1 protein-coding gene is annotated in these 465 nt (G+C 36.6%); it reads right to left on the bottom strand.

The window, feature by feature from the left end; all coding sequences use genetic code 11:
• Positions 1-465: hypothetical protein (locus H3U96_RS11095; protein ID WP_198196713.1), on the bottom strand; the 465-nt coding region annotated here is incomplete at both ends.

The raw sequence follows: 465 nt of genomic DNA, 5'->3' as shown, positions 1-465 counted from the left end.
GAAACCATATTTGACGACTTCTTTATTACTTTGAGGGTCTACACCAACTAACTCAAATGTAATAGGCAATACCGGTTTATGTATATATCCTATACTATTTGGGTAATTTGAACCTTTTTGCATTTCTGTAGCGACTGGACCAGTTAAGGTAACACGAACACTGGTACTTGTTACATCTGTCATTGTAGCTGTGATACCATCATGAGTAACTTCCTTCCATAATAAAGCCTCATTACTACCAATGATGTCTAAATCAAAATATAAATTATCAGCGCCTGTAGTAGGAAAGTTGCGATGATAAGATGATGGGGTAGCAGTTTGAGTAATAAATCCTTTCTTAATATCCCATATTGGTTCAGGACCTGCGAAGCTTGAACTAAAAATAAGGTTTGGTGTGGCAAACAAAACTGAAGGCGCGGCCTTCGGATTAATGTAATAAGTCACATTACTAGAGTTAAAATCACT

This window comes from Gilliamella sp. M0364, assembly GCF_016100565.1.
Taxonomy (GTDB): Bacteria; Pseudomonadota; Gammaproteobacteria; order Enterobacterales; family Orbaceae; genus Gilliamella; species Gilliamella apis.
Note: the sequence above shows the minus strand (reverse complement) of the source record. Positions and strands in the feature narration are given on the sequence as shown.